Below are 16812 nucleotides of genomic sequence, written 5' to 3' on the forward strand. Positions count from 1 at the left end.
TCGCATTCCTGAATTCCTGCGTTCCCGCGTTTCCGCTGTTCTGCTTTTTCTGCGGTTACCGGAACAGCCTGCCGGTCAGACCGGCAGGACCACCACCGCGTCCTCCGGCAGGATCGGCAGCCGGCCGATCGGCAGGTTGGTGGCGGCCCGCACGGCGGCGGCCACGGCGGCCGGGGCGACCACCGCGGGGGCGGCACTGACCGCCTTGGCGCCGAAGCTGGCCACCACGTCACGCTCCTCGAGCAGCGCGGCGATCCGCACCTCGGGGGTGTCCAGGGCGGTGGGCAGGCGGTAGCCGGTGAGGGAGGGGTTGAGCAGCAGGCCGCCGGTGCTGCGCAGGTCCTCCAGCAGCGCCAGACCCACGCCCTGGGCGACCCCCGCCTCGATCCGGTCCTCGATCTGCCCCGGGTTCAGCGCGCGGCCCACGTCCTGGGCCACCGTCACGTCGACCACCCGGACCGCGCCGAGCTCGATGTCCACGTCCACCACCGCGCGCATCGCGCAGAAGGCGATCGAGACGAAGGCGTCGCCCTGCCCGGCCTCGTCCAGCGGCTCGGTGGGGTGCGGACGGCACTGGGCGGTGGCCCAGAGCTCCTTGCCCTCCAGCGCCTCGGTGATCGGCATGCCGAGCACGCCGTCGTACGAGGTGATCTTGCCGTCGGCGATCGAGAGCAGCTCCACCGACATGCCGAAGTCGGCGGCGATCGGCGCGAGCAGCTGGTGGCGGACCATCAGCGCGGCCTTCTCCACCGCGCCGCCGGAGACCCAGGTGTGCCGGCCGCGGGCCGAGGGGCCGGCGATCGACTGGTCGCTGTCCACCGGGGCGACGTAGACCTCGGTCACCCCGAGCACCGACTGCACGATCTGGCGGGCGAGGGTGGCGAAGCCCTGACCGGCGTCGACCGCCGCGCAGATCACCGTCGCGTGGTCGCCGCTGACCCGCACGGTGGCCGTGGAGACCTCGTCCGCGCCCTCGGCACCGAGCATGTGCACCATGCCCACCGCGTAGCCGATGCCGCGGCGCACCGCCGCCGGATCGCCCGCGCCGCCGGGACCGCCGGGCAGCAGCCAGTCGGTGTCGGGCTCGTCCAGCGGCAGGGCGGGCAGCGGCACCTCGGCCACCGCGTCGAGCAGCGCGGCCACCGGGGCCGGGCAGGTGACGGCCTGTCCAGTGGGCAGCGCGTCGCCGGTGGCCAGCACGTTGCGGCGGCGGATCTCCAGCGGGTCCAGGCCCAGCTGGGCGGCCAGCAGGTCGAGCTGCGACTCGTACGCGAAGCAGGACTGCAGCGCGCCCTCGCCGCGCATCCGCCCGGCCGGCGGGTTGTTGGTGCGCACCGCCCAGGCGTCCACGAAGACGTTCGGGCAGATGTACGGGCCGACCGAGAAGGCGGTGGCGGCGGCCAGCACCTCCGCCGAGACGTCCGCGTAGGCACCGCCGTCCAGCAGGATCTGCGCCTCGACCTTGACCAGCTTGCCCTGCGCGTCGGCGTGGTGGCGGTACCTCAGCAGCGCCGGGTGCCGGGCCGCGTGGCTCTGGAAGGACTCCTCGCGGGTCAGCGTCATCTTCACCGGGCGCCCGGTGCGCAGCGCCAGCAGCGCCAGGGTGGCCTGGAAGGAGCGGTCCTCGCGGTCGGCGGTGGCACCGGGCACGCCGGTGACCACCAGGCGCACCCGGTCCGCCTCCAGGCCCAGGCACGCGGCGGTGCGCTCGCGGTCGCCGTGCGGGTCGGTGGAGGACAGGTGCAGCTCGACGCCGCCGTCCGGGCGCGGCACGGCCAGGCCGGCCTCGGCCCCGATCGGCGCCGGGTCCTGACGGCCCACCTGGTAGAGGCCCTCGACCACCACCTCGCCGACCGCCTCGGGGTCGCCGGTGCGTAGCGGCAGGTGGCGCAGCAGGTTGCCGTCGGGGTGCAGCGCGGGGCCGTGGAAGGCCTGCTCGGGGTCGGTGAGCGCGTCGAGCAGCTGGTACTCGACCGCGATCGCGGCGGCGGCCAGCCGCGCGGTGTCCGGGTGGTCGGCGGCCACCGCGGCCACCGGCTCGCCCTGGTGGCGGACCACCTCGGCGGCCAGCACCGGGCGGGCACCGGGCGTGCCGGGCGCGGGCAGGTCGGCGGCGGTCAGCACCGCGTGCACACCGGGGATCGCCAGCGCGCCCGAGGTGTCGATCGAGACGATCCGGGCGTGCGGGTGCGGCGAGCGCAGCACCGCACCCCAGAGCAGCCCCTCGGCCCACAGGTCGGCGGCGTACGGGTAGATGCCGAGCGCCTTGGGCAGCGCGTCGGTGCGCAGCGGCGAGCTGCCCAGGCCGAACGGGCGCTCGGCCGGCTCGGCGGTGGCCTCGTCGGCGGTGTCGGTGGCGGCGGTCGGGTCGGTGGGCGCGGTCATGCGTGGTCGTCCTCGGGGAGGAGGAGGCCGTGGGCGGGGGTGCCCGCCTCGGGCGTGCCGGGGGCGGTCTCGTAGACCGTGCCGTCGAACGGGCTGGCCGGGACCGGGATCCCGTGGGCCGGGGTGCCCTGGTAGGCGACGCCGTCGTAGGCGGTGCCCGGGTAGGGCGCGGCGGCGTACGGGCCGGCGGCGTAGGGCGGCGCGGCCTGGTAGTCGGTGCCGTGCGCGGGCGTGGCGTCGTACGGCACGCCGTGCGCGGGCGTCGGCTCGTACGGCGTGCCGTGGGCCGGGGTGCTCTCGAACGGCGCGCCCGGTACGGCGGTGCCGTGCGCGGGGGTGGGCTCGTAGCTGGCTCCCGGGTCGTACACCGTGCCAGGGCCGTAGCCGGCGGGGTCGTAGCCGGTGGATTCGTAGCCGGTGTAGCCCTGAGCGGGCATCACCCCGAGGCCGGTGCCGGCGGCGGTCGCGCCCGGCTGCTCGGCGGCGGGCATCGGGTCCGCGCTGATCCAGCCGCCGTCGGAGCCGAACAGCGGCACCTCGCCGGCGGTGGCGGTCTCGGTCCAGGCGTCCTGGTAGACCGGCAGGTCGAGCGGCTCGGCCGGCACCGCGGGCGCGACCTGCTCCTCGGCCTGCGCGGGAGCCTGCTGCCGCGGTTCCGACGGCGCGTCAGCCTCTGCCGCCTGCTCGGCCTCCAGCAGCGCCGCTCCCCGGGCGTCCGCGACGGTCTGCACGGCGGCCAGCACACTGCGGTAGCCGGTGCACCGGCAGAGGTTGCCGCACAGCGCCTGGCGGGCCTCCACCTCGCTCGGCCGGTGGTTGCGCTGCAGCAGATCGTGCACCGCCATCGCCATCCCGGGGGTGCAGTAGCCGCACTGCACGGCGCCCGACTCGGCCAGCGCCTGCTGCACGTCACTGGCCGAGCCGCCGGCCGACAGGCCCTCCACCGTGTTGATCTCGCTGTCCGCCGCGAGCGCCGCCGGCACCAGGCAGCCCGCCACCAGCTGGCCGTCCACCTGCACCGAGCAGGCCCCGCACTCGCCCTGCTCGCAGCCGTTCTTGGCGCCGGCCAGGCCGAGCCGCTCCCGCAGCACGTAGAGCAGGCTCTCGCCGATCCAGGCATCGGTGACGGGCCGTTCGAAGCCGTTCACCCGCAGCGTGTAGGACGTGGTGGGACGTCCGTCGCCCAGGTGGACAGGGTGGTTCGTCGGTTCGTGCGCCATGTCGGCGGTCACCTCGGCCGTCACTTCAGTGCCCTTCCCAGTGCCCGGCGGGCCAGCACCGCCACGGTACGCCGTAGCCGCGCGGCGGCTGCCGTCGGCCCCTCGGCCAGCAGCGCCGACGAGGCGTCAGCCCCGTAGCCGTCGGGCACGCAGGCGGCGGCGACGTACTCGCCGAACGCGGCGGCGGCGGCCGGGTCGATCGCCTGCGCGCCCTCCTCGCCCCGGGCGTCCCAGTCGACGCAGCCCGCCACCCAGGCCTCCGCCTCCAGCGGTCGCAGCGGCACCGGTGCCACCGCGCCGACCGCGCAGCGCACCGCGCGCCGGGCCGGGTCGAGCACCAGCGCCACCGAGGCGATCGCGCGGGACGGGCCGCTGCGCCCGGTGGCCTTGAGGAAGACCTGCGGCGCGTGCAGCAGCGGAACCCGCACCCAGCTGAGCAGTTCGCCCGGCCGGATCGGGTCGACGCCGGTGAGCAGGTGGCTGACCGGGACCTCGCGGGTGCCACCGGTCCGGGCCAGGGTGGCCACCGCCTCCAGCGCGGCCAGCACCGGCAGGGTGTCGCCGCTCGGCGCGGCGGTGGCGATGTTGCCGCCCAGCGTGCCGACGTTGCGGGTCTGCGGCGGGCCGGCGGTGCGCGCGGCGTCGGCCAGGGCCGGGATCAGCGCGGCGAAGTCCGGGCGGTCCATCCGGGCCAGGGTCAGGCCCGCGCCGAGCACGGCGGTGCCGCCGTCCTCGTAGCGCCAGCCGCGCAGTTCGGTGATCCGGCCCAGGCCCACCAGCGCGCCGGGGCGCAGCCGTCCGGCGTTGACGGCCTCCATCAGGTCGGTCCCACCGGCCACCGGGACGGCGGCGGGACTGGCACCCAGAGCCTCGACGGCCTCGTCGAGGGAGGTCGGCAGCATGATCGTCCGGTTCACCAGGATCCCACCGTGCTCCAGTCTCTTCGGCCGCTGCCGGGCCGGCGCTCGGGCCCGCGGTCAGCCGCGTCGGCCGGCTCCGGGCCGACCCTTTCCTCCCGCACCGCAGGTCTGCGGTGCCGCCCGTAGCGTACGGGCCCGGGCTGCCGAACAGAAGCAGCCCACCGGGTCGGGCAACTCTGGCACACCGAGCACCGTGATCGCCCTCGGGGTCCCGGACGATCCGGTCGCTTTTCGGGCAGATCCCCCACAAATGAGACCGGATGTTCACCTGGTTTTGACGCCGCACGCCAGGCAAAGGTTCCCGGATGATCACATTGTTCGACTGACGACCCATCAGCCCGGCCCGGGGGCGACACCGCGCCCGCCCGGACCGGACGTCAGACCTGCGGCGGCGGCCCCGGCAACGGGCGACCGGCCACTCCGGGGCGCCGCTGCCACGGGTGCGGGCCGGCCGGCGGCCGGTAGGCGACGCCGATCGCGTCGAGGCGCGCGTAGTGGGTGCGCATCCGCCGCTCGAAGTCGGCCAGGTCGCGGGCGGCCGGATCACGCGGCAGCGGCGACCAGGCGACCTCGGCGAAGGCGGCGAGCCGGGGGAAGGCCCGGTAGTCGAGGTCCCGGGAGTCGTCGGCGAACTCGCTCCACAGGTTGGCCTGGGTGCCGATCACCTGACCGGCACTCACCTCATCCAGTGACGAGGGCACCGGCTCGAAGCGGTAGACGTCGGCGAGGCTGCGCCTGAAGCCGATCGGGACCGGCTCGTCGGGCCCGTCGGACTGCCGATGGTCGAGGTAGACGTGCTGCTCGGGGCACATCACCACCGGGTGCCCGGCCCGCGCGGCGGCCACTCCGCCCGCGTACCCCCGCCAGGAGGCGACGGCCGCGCGCGGGGCCAGACCGCCCTCCAGGATCTCGTCCCAGCCGATCAGCCGGCGGCCGCGAGCGGTCAACCAGCTGTCGAAGTGGCCGATCATCCAGCTCTGCAGACCGTCCTCGTCCGCCAGGCCCAGCTCCTTGATCCGGGTCTGCGCCGCCTGGCTGGCCCGCCACTGCTCCTTGGGGCACTCGTCGCCGCCCAGGTGCACGTACTCGGACGGGAAGACCTCCAGGAGCTCCTCCAGCACCCCCTCGAAGAAGGCGAGCGTGGCCTCGGAGGCGTTCAGCACGTTGGGGTTGACGCCCCAGTCCGTCCACACCCCCAGCGCGCGGGTGTCCACCACGTCGGTGTTGCCCAGCTCGGGGTAGGCCGCGATCGCCGCCTGGGTGTGGCCCGGCAGGTCGATCTCGGGCACCACGGTGATCCCGCGGTCGGCCGCGTAGGCGACCAGCTCGCGCAGGTCGTCCTGGGTGTAGTAGCCGCCGTGCGGCCGGTCGTCGCGCCGGTTGCCGGTGCGGTAGCCGACCATCGAGCGCTCGCGCCAGCCACCCACCTCGGTGAGCCGGGGGTAGCGCCGGACCTCGAAGCGCCAGCCCTGGTCGTCGGTGAGGTGCAGGTGCAGCACGTTGAGCTTGTGCGCGGCCAGCAGGTCCACGAACCGCAGCAGGTCGGCGAGCGGCAGGAAGTGCCGGGCGACGTCGAGCAGCACGCCGCGCCAGCCGAACCGGGGCGCGTCGGCGATCTCGCAGACCGGCAGCTGCCAGCCGGTGCGCCGCAGCGGGGCCCGCCGGTAGGCATCGGGGCCGAGCAGCTGACGCAGGGTCTGGGCACCCCAGTGCGCACCGGCCGGGCCGCCCGCGGTGATCCGGGCGCGCTCGGCGTCGACCGCGAGCCGGTACTCCTCGGGCGCCAGCGCCGGATCCAGCCGCAGCCCGAGCACCGGGTCCGCGGCCCGGGGCAGCGCCAGGCCGGTGGCCGCGCCGAGCACCGAGCGCAACCAGCGCTCGGCGTCCTCGGTCCCGGCCGCACCGGCCAGCGTGCTCGCCGGATCCAGCGACAGGCCCGGGGCACCGCCGGGGGCGGCACGGCGAACGGCGATCGGCGCGGGGATCAGGTCCATCCGGCCATCCTGCCCCGGGCAGCCCGGATTGGCATAGACCACTGCAGGAACCACGGCGATCCGCCGCGCCGGGGCGCGGCCGGCTACTTCTTCTTCTTGTCGTCCCCGCCGGCCGGCTCGATGCCGTCGAAGATCTCCTTGCACATCGGACAGACCGGGTACTTCTTGGGGTCGCGCCCGGGCACCCAGACCTTGCCGCAGAGCGCGACCACCGGGGAGCCGGAGAGCGCGCTCTCCATGATCTTGTCCTTCTGGACGTAGTGCGCGAAGCGCTCGTGGTCGCCGTCGCCGTTGGACACCTGGGGGACGGGCTCGACCAGGGTGCCGGTGCCGAGGCCGCGCTCGGGCTCAAGAGTGCTCATAGGCGCCAAGTCTATGGGGGCGCCGCCGGAAACGGGCCCCACCCCGCACCCACCCCACCACGTCACCTCCGACCCTTGTGTCCGGTCAGAAAATTTGACAACGTCTGTCACAGCAGCTCCCGCCGCTGCCCGCAAGGCAGCCGCGTCCGGGAAGGGGCGTCAAGCAGGTGCGCAACGTACTCATCACCGGAGGCTCGGCGGGTATCGGCCGGGCCTGCGTGGAACGCTTCGTCCACGGCGGCGACCAGGTCTGGTTCACCTACCGCCGCGGCGCCGACCGGGCCCGGGCCATCGTCGCCGAGACCGACCGGGAGCACCCCGGCATGGCTCGGGCCTTCCCCTTCGACCAGGGCGACTGGACCGACCACCGACGGCTGCTCGGCCGGCTGCCGGGGCCGGTGCAGGTCCTGGTCAACAACGCGGCGGTCGGCTCCGCCACCGTCGCCCACCACGCCGGCCGCAGCGACCACGAACGGGACGAGGCGCTGCTGCGGATCAACGCGCTCGGCCCGCTCTGGCTCACCCAGCAACTGCTGCCGCAGATGCTGCGGGACGGCGGCGGCAAGATCATCAACGTCTCCAGCGTGGGCGGCGGCGTGGCCACGTTCCCGGGCTTCCGGCTGGCCGACGGGATGAGCAAAGCCGCCCTCGGCCAGCTGACCCGGCAGCTGGCCGCCGAGCTGACCCACCAGCCGGTCGACGTCTTCGCCCTCTGCCCCGGTGCCGTGGAGACCGGCATGTTCGAGCAGAGCACCCTCGACCCGCTCACCTCGGAGAGCCGGGCCGAACTGGTCAAACGCCTGCCGCAGAGCCGGCTGATCGACCCCGCGGAGATCGCCGAGCTGATCTGGTGGCTGGCCTCCGCCCACTCCGGCCCGCTGCACGGTGCGGTGATCGACGCGTCCATGGGCCTGGGCGTGCACCCCGGCCTGCTCACCGGTCAGGGGGTGTGACCATGGTCTCCCGCACCGCGGCCGCGCTGGTCGCCGCCGCCCCCGCCATCGCCGAGGCGCACTTCAGCGCCGAGGCCCACCCCTACCACCCGACCCGGGCCCCCGGGGGCTACCTCAACCTGGGCACCGCCGAGAACCGGCTGCTCGGCGACCTGCTCACCGAGCTCGCGGCCCAGGCGCCCCCGTTCACCGCGGCCGACACCCGCTACGCCCCGCTGCACGGCACCCCGGCCCTGCGCGAGCGGATCGCCGAGCTGCTCAGCACCGGTTACCGCGCGCCGGTCGACCCCGAACACCTGGTGCTGGTCAGCGGCGCGACCGCCGCGCTGGACGTGATCGCCAGTGCGCTCTGCGACCCGGGCGAGGCGATCGTGCTGCCCGCCCCCTACTACGGCGCCTTCGACACCGACCTGGGCGGCCGCTCCGGTGCCCGGCTGATCCCGGTCCCGCTCGCCGCCGACGACGGCTTCGCGCTGCGGACCGGGCCGGTCGAGGAGGCCCTGCACCGGGCCCGCCGGGCGGGCGTGACGGTCCGCGCGATCGCCCTCGCCTCGCCGTCCAACCCGCTGGGGCAGGTCCACCCGGCGAGCCGGCTGCGCGAGCTGGCCTCGCTCGCCGCCGCGCACGGGGTCGACCTGATCGGTGACCAGATCTACGCCCACTCGGTCTTCGGCGCCGAGCCGTTCACCGCCCTGGAGGCGGTCGGCGGTGCCCGGCTGCACACCGTCTGGGGCTTCGCCAAGGACTTCGGCCTGCCCGGCTACAAGGTCGGGGTGCTGCACACCACCGACCCCGAGGTGCTCGCCGCCGCCCGCGCGCTGGCCTACTTCGCCCCGGTCTCCACCGGCACCCAGGCCTTCCTGGCCCAGCTGCTCGCCGACCCCGGGCGGACGGCCGGCTTCCTCACCGAGAGCCGCCGGCGACTGGCCGCCTCCTACACGGCCGCCGCCGCCGAGCTCGACCGGCACGGCCTGCGCCACCTGCCCGCCGAGGCCGGCTGCTCGCTCTGGCTCGACCTGCGCGACCGGCTGCCCGAACCCGGTTTCGACGGCGAGCGGCGGCTCTGGCGCACCGTCTTCGACCGGCTGAAGGTCAACATCATGCCCGGCGAGGCGTTCCACAGCCCCGAGCCCGGCTGGTTCCGGCTCTGCCACCCGCTGGACCCGGCGGTGGTGGCCGAAGCGGTGGCCCGACTCGCCACCCTCCCCCGGCCCGCCGACCGGGCCGGCCTGCTGGAACGGACCCCGTCGTGAGCGCCCCCGGACCGCTGGACCGCTGGTACGAGAGCGCGGGCGTGCGCACCGGGGTGCGCCGGATGTTCCACGAGGGCGCCGAGCAGGGGCTGGTCTTCTTCCCCGAGGCCCTGGTCCCGCACCTGGCGCACGAGGCGGTCCGCGCACTGCCCCCCGAGCGGCGGCGCGAGCTGACCATCCGCCACCTCTACCAGTTCCTGATCGCCACCACCCATCTGGAGACCCGGGTGGTCAACCGGGCGGCCGAGCCGATCGCCAACGGCCGTACCGGCCTGCCGCTGACCACCGCGCTGCGCCAGGACGCCTTCAAGGTCTACTGCGACGAGGGCTACCACGCGCTCTACAGCCTGGACCTGGCCGACCAGATCGCCACCGTCACCGGCATCCCGATCCCCGTCCGGGACTACGGCGGCTTCGTCGAGCAGCTGGCCGTCGCGGCCCGCGAACCGCTGCCGGACCAGCCCGAGCTGGCGGGCCTGCTGCAGGCCGTGGTCTTCGAGACGCTGATCACCGCCGTGCTGAACGAGGTGCCGAACGACACCACGGTGGTCCGCCCGGTCCGCGACCTGATGCGGGACCACGCCAAGGACGAGGGCCGCCACCACCGGTTCTTCGCCGCCTTCTTCCAGGAGCTGTGGGCCGGTCTGACCCCGCAGCTGCGCCGCCGCGCCGCGCTGGCCCTGCCCGACCTGATCCACGCGGCGCTGCGCTGGGACCTCGGCCCGGTCGCGGACTCGCTGCGGCTGGCCGGCCTCGACGCGGACACCACCCGCGCCGTCCTGGCGGACTGCTTCGCGCCGAGCACCGGCGCGAACCGGATCTCGGAGATCTCCCGATCGACGCTGCGGCTGTGCGCCTCGGTCGGAGCCTTTGACCTGCCCGGTGTCCGGGAGGCCTTCGCCGCCCGCGGACTCTACGAAGTGGACGAAGGACCATGACCACCACCACCGGTGCCCTGACCTACCGGCAGTACCTGAGGCTCGATCAGCTGCTCGCCCAGCAACTGCCGCACGGCGCTGCGCAGGGCACCGACGAGCTGCTCTTCATCGCCGTGCACCAGGTGCACGAACTCTGGTTCAAGCTGCTGCTCGACGACCTCGGCACGGCCCGGGACCTGATGCTCGCCGGTGAGCCGCAGCAGGCCCGCCTGGCCCTGCGCCGCTGCCGCGAGATCGAGCGCACCCTGCTGAGCACCATCGAACTGCTGGACACCCTGGCCCCGGGCGCGTTCCTGGCCTTCCGGAGCGTGCTGGGCGGTGCCAGCGGCGCGCAGTCGGCGCAGTTCCACGAGGTGGAGCTGCTCTCCGGGGCCACCGCGACGCACCGGCTCGACGCCCTGGACTGGCTCACCCCCCTCGAACGCGCCCGGCTGGAGCGGCGGGCCATCGAGCCCACGCTCTGGGACGGCTTCGTCTCGCTGCTCGCCGCGGCCGGCTTCCCGGTGCTGACGGTCGAACAGCGTCGCACCGCGCTGGCCACCGCGGCCCGGGACCGGCGAAGCCCGGAGCTCGGCGAGCTGGCCGAGGCGCTGCTCGACCACGACCAGGCCTGGTCGCTCTGGCGGGCCCGGCACCTGCTGGTGGTGGAGCGGCAGATCGGCCGCCGCCCGGGCACCGGCGGCAGCTCGGGCGCGGACCAGCTGGCGGCCCGGTCGGGCGAACGGCTCTATCCGGAGCTGTGGGAGTGCCGCAGCCGGTTGTGACCCACCCGTCCGCGCCGAGAGGGCCAGCCCATGGACAGCCGCGAGATCCTGACCCGCCCGGCCCCGCCGGTGGACCACACGCTGCGCTACGGCGACCATCCGGACCAGCTGGTCGACCTGCGGGTACCCCCCGGCAGCGGGCCGGCTCCGCTGCTGGTGCTGCTGCACGGCGGCTTCTGGCGACCGGAGTACGACCGCGCGCACACCGGCCCGCTGGCCAACGCGCTGGCCGCTGCCGGGCACCTGGTCGCGATCCCCGAGTACCGGCGCTCGGGCTGGCCGGACACCTTCGACGACGTGGCGGCCGCGCTGGACCTGCTGGCCGGGCCGCTGCCCCACCCGGTGACCGGGCACACCACGCTGGTCGGCCACTCGGCGGGCGGGCACCTGGCCCTCTGGGCGGCCGGACGCCGCCGGCTGCCCGACGACTCGCCCTGGCACACCGCCCGGGTCCCGGACGCGGTGGTCGCACTGGCCGGCTGCAGCTGCCTGGACCTGTGCGCGCGGTGGCGGCTCGGCGAGGGGGCGGTGCTCGACCTGCTCGGCGGTCCGCCCCGGTGGCTGCCCGAGCGCTACGCGGCGGCCGACCCCGCGGCGCTGCTGCCGCTCGGCGTGCCCGTCACGCTGCTGCACGGCGCCGCGGACCGCCAGGTGCCGCTCGCGATGAGCCGGGCCTACGCGCGGCGGGCCGCGGCCGCGGGCGAGCCGGTGACCCTGCTGGAGCTGGCCCGGATCGACCACTTCCAGCTGATCGACCCGGACTCGGCGGCCTGGCCCCACCTGACGGCCGCGCTCGGCCGGCCGGCCCCGGCCGAGCTGCCGGTCAGTTGAGCGTGGGGTCCTCCGGGTAGGTGGCGAGCATCGCCAGTGCGCCGCGCTGGCGGCGCAGCACCGAGCGCCAGAGCCGCTCGGGGAGCGGGCAGGAGATGTCGCCCGGCTCGGCGTCCACCAGGTACCAGGCGCCCTCGGCGATCTCCGTCTCCAGCTGGCCGGGTGTCCAGCCCGAGTAGCCGGCGAAGACCCGCAGGCCGCCCAGTTCGCCGGCCAGCACCTGCGGCGGCGCCTCCAGATCGACCAGCCCGATCGCGCCGTGCACCCGGCGCCAGCCGAGCGGGTCCCCGGGCCCCGGCTCGCCCGGCACCACGGCCACCGCGAGCGCCGAGTCCAGGCCCACCGGACCGCCCTGAAAGACCACTTGGGGCGCGCCGGTCAGTTCGGCCCAGCTGTCCAGCACGTCCCCGACCTCCACCGAGGTCGGCCGGTTCAGGACCACGCCGAGGGCGCCCTGCTCGTCATGGTCCAGCAGCAGCACCACCGACCGGGCGAAGTTCGGATCGGTGAGCACCGGGGTCGCCACGAGCAGCCGGCCGGTGTGGGAGAGGGCCGCGGTCATGCAACACATGATCCCGCAGCAGGCGGTGAAACCTCCACCGCGCCGCGCCTCACCCGCCCGGCGGACAGCGTGGCCGGCTTCCACCCTAAGAGAGCATGATCACCACGAGAACGACAGGGAACCGTTCAAGCGGCTACTACCATCTACCAGAGGTGGCGCCCGTGCGGCCCGAGCCGTACGTCCGCCGGTCCTACCTCTCTCCCCCCAGTCACGACGCGCCCCCCGTCGCCGCGGCTGCGAACCCCGGATTGCGAGAACGATGACCGACGACGTCCTGCTGGTGCACGGCGGAAACCCGCTGGAAGGCGAGATCCGTGTCCGCGGCGCCAAGAACCTGGTGCCCAAGGCGATGGTCGCGGCCCTGCTCGGCCAGGGTCCCAGCAGACTGCGCAACGTTCCGGACATCCGCGACGTCAAGGTGGTCCGCGGCCTGCTCCAGCTGCACGGCGTCACGGTGCGCAGCGGCGAGGAGGAGGGCGAGCTGATCCTCGACCCCTCGCACGTGGAGAGCGCCAACGTCGCCGACATCGACGCGCACGCCGGCTCCTCGCGGATCCCGATCCTGTTCTGCGGCCCGCTGCTGCACCGCCTCGGCCACGCCTTCATCCCGGGCCTGGGCGGCTGCGACATCGGCGGCCGGCCGGTCGACTTCCACTTCGAGGTGCTGCGCCAGTTCGGCGCCAGCATCGAGAAGCACCCGCAGGGCACCTACCTGGCCGCCGCGCAGCGGCTGCGCGGCACCAAGATCGAGCTGCCCTACCCCTCGGTCGGCGCCACCGAGCAGGTGCTGCTCACCGCCGTGCTCGCCGAGGGCGACACCGAGCTGCGCAACGCGGCCATCGAGCCGGAGATCGTCGACCTGATCTGCGTGCTGCAGAAGATGGGCGCGATCATCTCCATGGGCACCGACCGGACCATCCTGATCACCGGGGTGGACGAGCTCGGCGGCTACAACCACCGGGCGCTGCCGGACCGCCTGGAGGCGGCCTCGTGGGCCTGCGCGGCGCTGGCCACCAAGGGCGACATCTACGTCCGCGGCGCCCGCCAGCTGGAGATGATGACCTTCCTCAACACCTTCCGGAAGGTCGGCGGCGCCTTCGCGGTGGACGACGAGGGCATCCGCTTCTGGCACCCGGGCGGCGAGCTGAACGCGATCGCCCTGGAGACCGACGTGCACCCGGGTTTCCAGACCGACTGGCAGCAACCGCTGGTGGTCGCGCTGACCCAGGCGGCCGGCCTGTCGATCGTGCACGAGACGGTCTACGAGTCGCGGCTCGGCTTCACCTCCGCGCTCAACCAGATGGGCGCACACATTCAGCTCTACCGGGAGTGCCTGGGCGGCACGCCCTGCCGCTTCGGGCAGCGCAACTTCCTGCACTCCGCGGTGGTCTCCGGCCCGTCCAAGCTGCTCGGCGGCGAGCTGGTGATCCCGGACCTGCGCGGCGGCTTCTCGTACCTGATCGCGGCACTGGCCGCCGAGGGCACCTCGACGGTGCACGGGATCTCGCTGATCAACCGGGGCTACGAGAACTTCATGGACAAGCTGCGTGAGCTGGGCGCGCACGTGGAGCTGCCCAGCGAGCAGACGCTGCTCGCCGCGGTCTGAGGCCGCGCAAGCGCCGCCGGAGCGCTGTGGAACGTTGAAGGGGCCGCCCCCGCCAGGGCGGCCCCTTCCGCGTGGCAGACACCCCGCCAGGCGTGTCCTCGCCACGCACCGGCACTCGGGGGGGGTTGGGTGCCGGTGGTCCTCGGTACTGCCCGTGCTACCCGTGCCGCCCGTGGCGGCCGTCCTGGCGCGGGTGGTGGCGGTGCCGCAGCAGGGCGTGCACCAGCTCGCTGCCGGGGTGGAGCAGGGCCGCGTGCCCCCGCTCCGCCCGGTCCGGCGCGGGGGCCTGCTCGGCCGCGGCGGGCAGCGCGTACAGCACGCCGCCGAGCGCGGCGGCTGCCAGGCCCAGCGCGGCCGCCTTCCACAGGTGTCTCATGGCCACAGGCTGCCAGCCGCCGGATGAGCGAATGATGAGGAAGCGCGCGGCCCCGGCCACCGGACGGCGGGGCGGTCCCGGAAAACAGCGGAGCGGGGGTGGTCCGGCGAACCGGACCACCCCCGCTCCACGGGAGATCAGACGCCCTTGGCGGCTTCCTTGAGCTTGGAACCGGCGCTCACCTTGGCGCTGTAACCGGCCGCGATCTGGATCGGCTCGCCGGTCTGCGGGTTGCGGGCGGTACGGGCGGCGCGGTGGGTCCGCTCGAAGGTCAGGAAACCGGGGATGGTGACCTTCTCGTCACCCTTGGCCACGACCTCGCCCACAACCTCGGCGAAGGCCGCCAGAACGGCGTCGGCGTCCTTGCGGGTCACCTCGGCGCGGTCGGCCAGAGCGGCCACCAGCTCACTGCGGTTCATGTGTACTCCTGTGGTCTGTTCGTTGCGGTGTGCGGGGGCCCATCGGTCATCCCTCCGGAGGCACCCGGCTGGGCCGCTGGTCCGCACACTGTGCTCGTTCAGGCGGCTGGTGGTAGGGGCCCGGCTCGTGTCCCGGGCCGCGCACCGTGTCAGTGCCTGCCACGTGCCTGCCTGGGAACGAATCCTGCCCTTACCGGCCCTGAGAAAGCGAATCGGGCCTCGGCCGTCCACCCCGAACGGCGCCCTCCCCACGCAGCTGTGACGCTCCGTCGGCGCCGGCTGACCGACGCGGGCGGCGGCCGGGAACGACTCGCCGAGTGGTTGGGGGACGTTCCGTACTTGTCGGACACGCCTGCCCCGTGCAGGGCTACCGTACGCCCTGACGGGGACAAGCCCAAACACGCCCTTCCCCTTGTGTCGCAAGGGATCGGACCAGGTCGACGCCGGAAGGGGCGGTATTCGGCCAGGTGATCGACTGGATACCGCCCCCGGAGCACTCCGTTGACCGGAGCTGACTCAGAGCTTGACCACCGGGAAAGCCGCGGTGTCGAGGGTCCCGACGATGCCCGGGGTGGGCCGCGAGGGGGCCTGCTCGGTCGAACCGGCGGCGGCCAGCGCGGCCTCCCGGACGGCGGCGGCGACCGTCTTGGCCACGTCCGGATGGAAGACGCTGGGGATGATGTAGTTCGCGTTCAGCTGGTCGTCCAGCACGGTCGCGGCCAGCGCGCGGGCCGCGGCGATCATCATCTCGGTGTTCACCGTACGGCTCTGCGCGTCCAGCAGGCCGCGGAAGACACCCGGGAAGACCAGCACGTTGTTGATCTGGTTCGGGAAGTCACTGCGGCCGGTGGCGACCACGGCGGCGGTCTGCCGGGCGACCGCCGGGTCGACCTCCGGGTCCGGGTTGGCCAGCGCGAAGACGATCGCGTTGTCCGCCATCGAGGCGATGTCGTCGCCGTCCAGCACGTTCGGGGCGGAGACGCCGATGAAGACGTCGGCGTCGGCCACCGCCTCCTTGAGGCTGCCGGTGCGGCCCGAGCGGTTGGTGTGCTCGGCGATCCAGCGCAGCGAGTCGTTCAGGTCGTCCCGGCCGCCGTGCACCACGCCGTGCACGTCGGCCACGGTGGCGTGCTCGACACCGGCGGCCAGCAGCAGCTTCAGGATCGCGGTGCCGGCCGCGCCGGCGCCGGACATGACCACCCGGATGTCGCCGATCTCCTTGCCGACCACCCGCAGCGCGTTGGTCAGCGCGGCCAGCACCACGATCGCGGTGCCGTGCTGGTCGTCGTGGAAGACCGGGATGTCCAGCGCCTCGCGCAGCCGGGCCTCGATCTCGAAGCAGCGCGGCGCGGAGATGTCCTCCAGGTTGATGCCGGCGAAGCCGGGGGCGATCGCCTTGACGATCGCGACGATCTCGTCGGCGTCCTGGGTGTCCAGGCAGATCGGCCAGGCGTCGATGCCGGCGAAGCGCTTGAACAGGGCCGCCTTGCCCTCCATCACCGGCAGCGCGGCCTGCGGGCCGATGTTGCCCAGGCCCAGCACCGCCGAGCCGTCGGTGACCACGGCGACGCTGTTGCGCTTGATGGTCAGGCGGCGGGCGTCCTCGGGGTTCTCGGCGATCGCCATGCAGACCCGGGCCACGCCGGGGGTGTAGATCATGCTCAGGTCGTCGCGGTTGCGGATCGGCAGCTTCGAGGACATCTCGATCTTGCCGCCGAGGTGCATCAGGAAGGTACGGTCCGAGACCTTGCCGATCGTCACGCCGTCGATCGCGCGCAGCTTCTCGACGATCTCCTCGCCGTGCGCCACCGAGGCGGCCGCCACCGTCACGTCGATCCGCAACGCCTCCAGACCCGAGGCCGTGACGTCCAGACCGGTCACCGACCCGCCGGAGGACTCCACGGCCGTGGTGATGTTGCTGACCGCGCTGCCACTGGCCGGAACCTCCAGCCGCACCGTGATCGAGTTGGAGACACTGGGCACCGTCGCCATCGACGTCCTTCTTCCGTCCGCTGAGAGCTGAGAGCTGGCCAGGCCGTCTTCAACACCTGTCGGACACTTCAACAGTTTGTTGATGCTGCGCCTCGCGCATCCTAGGCCTCGATCGTCGCACCTACCAGGTGCTTGCCAGAAATATCGCCCGTTGATTGCGGGGAACCGACAACAGATGATCCGGTGAACCTGACCAAGGACCGAAAAACCACCGCATGACCTTGCCTGGCGGGACCG

At 74.0% G+C, this 16812-nt stretch carries 15 protein-coding genes; 6 read left to right on the forward strand and 9 right to left on the reverse strand.

Features of this window, described 5'->3' with window-relative positions:
* Positions 1–75: 75 nt before the first annotated feature.
* From OG403_RS14065 to OG403_RS14085, 5 genes are all read right to left on the reverse strand, one after another.
* Entirely contained in the window at positions 76–2385 is a 2310-nt protein-coding gene (locus tag OG403_RS14065) for a xanthine dehydrogenase family protein molybdopterin-binding subunit (protein ID WP_329564558.1), read from the reverse strand.
* The gene (locus tag OG403_RS36695; protein ID WP_442910912.1) at positions 2382–3605 is read right to left on the reverse strand and encodes a 2Fe-2S iron-sulfur cluster-binding protein; all 1224 of its coding nucleotides are present in this window, start codon (positions 3603–3605) and stop codon (positions 2382–2384) included. Before OG403_RS36695 ends, OG403_RS14065 begins: the two co-directional genes overlap by 4 nt.
* Before the next feature lie 20 nt (positions 3606–3625).
* Complete coding sequence (locus tag OG403_RS14075) at positions 3626–4507, reverse strand: FAD binding domain-containing protein (RefSeq protein WP_329572300.1); 882 nt, start codon at positions 4505–4507, stop codon at positions 3626–3628.
* Positions 4508–4902: 395 nt separating this feature from the next.
* The gene (locus OG403_RS14080; RefSeq protein WP_329564560.1) at positions 4903–6519 is read right to left on the reverse strand and encodes a beta-N-acetylhexosaminidase; all 1617 of its coding nucleotides are present in this window, start codon (positions 6517–6519) and stop codon (positions 4903–4905) included.
* An 83-nt stretch (positions 6520–6602) separates the two neighbouring features.
* A complete protein-coding gene (locus tag OG403_RS14085) occupies positions 6603–6881 on the reverse strand; it encodes a DUF3039 domain-containing protein (RefSeq protein ID WP_329564562.1) in 279 nt (92 codons plus the stop codon).
* A 167-nt stretch (positions 6882–7048) separates the two neighbouring features.
* Here OG403_RS14085 and OG403_RS14090 point away from each other — a divergent pair, with 167 nt between their 5' ends.
* Genes OG403_RS14090 through OG403_RS14110 form a run of 5 tightly spaced genes read left to right on the forward strand, consistent with a single transcriptional unit; the run spans position 7049 to position 11620 of the window.
* Positions 7049–7834, forward strand: a complete 786-nt coding sequence (locus tag OG403_RS14090) for an SDR family NAD(P)-dependent oxidoreductase (protein WP_329564564.1) — start codon at positions 7049–7051, stop codon at positions 7832–7834.
* A gap of 2 nt (positions 7835–7836) precedes the next feature.
* Positions 7837–9087, forward strand: coding sequence for an aminotransferase class I/II-fold pyridoxal phosphate-dependent enzyme (locus tag OG403_RS14095; RefSeq protein ID WP_329564566.1), 1251 nt, complete (start codon positions 7837–7839; stop codon positions 9085–9087).
* The gene (locus tag OG403_RS14100) at positions 9084–10025 is read left to right on the forward strand and encodes a diiron oxygenase (RefSeq protein WP_329564568.1); all 942 of its coding nucleotides are present in this window, start codon (positions 9084–9086) and stop codon (positions 10023–10025) included. Before OG403_RS14095 ends, OG403_RS14100 begins: the two co-directional genes overlap by 4 nt.
* Positions 10022–10789 (forward strand): tryptophan 2,3-dioxygenase family protein, encoded by a 768-nt coding sequence (locus OG403_RS14105; protein WP_329564570.1) that lies wholly within the window; start codon positions 10022–10024, stop codon positions 10787–10789. Before OG403_RS14100 ends, OG403_RS14105 begins: the two co-directional genes overlap by 4 nt.
* Positions 10790–10819: 30 nt before the next feature.
* Positions 10820–11620, forward strand: a complete 801-nt coding sequence (locus tag OG403_RS14110; protein WP_329564573.1) for an alpha/beta hydrolase family protein — start codon at positions 10820–10822, stop codon at positions 11618–11620.
* Here OG403_RS14110 and OG403_RS14115 read toward each other — a convergent pair.
* The gene (locus OG403_RS14115) at positions 11613–12182 is read right to left on the reverse strand and encodes a YqgE/AlgH family protein (protein WP_329564575.1); all 570 of its coding nucleotides are present in this window, start codon (positions 12180–12182) and stop codon (positions 11613–11615) included. The two genes, OG403_RS14110 and OG403_RS14115, sit on opposite strands and share 8 nt — an antisense overlap.
* A 259-nt stretch (positions 12183–12441) precedes the next feature.
* Here OG403_RS14115 and murA point away from each other — a divergent pair, with 259 nt between their 5' ends.
* A complete protein-coding gene (gene murA, locus OG403_RS14120) occupies positions 12442–13788 on the forward strand; it encodes a UDP-N-acetylglucosamine 1-carboxyvinyltransferase (protein WP_329564578.1) in 1347 nt (448 codons plus the stop codon).
* 157 nt (positions 13789–13945) lie between these two features.
* On the opposite strand, the gene OG403_RS14125 is transcribed toward murA, so the two are convergent.
* The 3 genes from OG403_RS14125 to OG403_RS14135 form a co-directional block, all read right to left on the reverse strand.
* Positions 13946–14164 (reverse strand): hypothetical protein, encoded by a 219-nt coding sequence (locus OG403_RS14125; RefSeq protein WP_329564581.1) that lies wholly within the window; start codon positions 14162–14164, stop codon positions 13946–13948.
* A 137-nt stretch (positions 14165–14301) separates the two neighbouring features.
* Positions 14302–14583, reverse strand: a complete 282-nt coding sequence (locus tag OG403_RS14130) for an HU family DNA-binding protein (RefSeq protein ID WP_145905962.1) — start codon at positions 14581–14583, stop codon at positions 14302–14304.
* Positions 14584–15099: 516 nt separating this feature from the next.
* The gene (locus OG403_RS14135; protein WP_329564586.1) at positions 15100–16575 is read right to left on the reverse strand and encodes an NAD-dependent malic enzyme; all 1476 of its coding nucleotides are present in this window, start codon (positions 16573–16575) and stop codon (positions 15100–15102) included.
* Positions 16576–16812: the final 237 nt, after the last annotated feature.

The organism is Kitasatospora sp. NBC_01266 (genome assembly GCF_036242395.1).
GTDB lineage: Bacteria > Actinomycetota > Actinomycetes > Streptomycetales > Streptomycetaceae > Kitasatospora.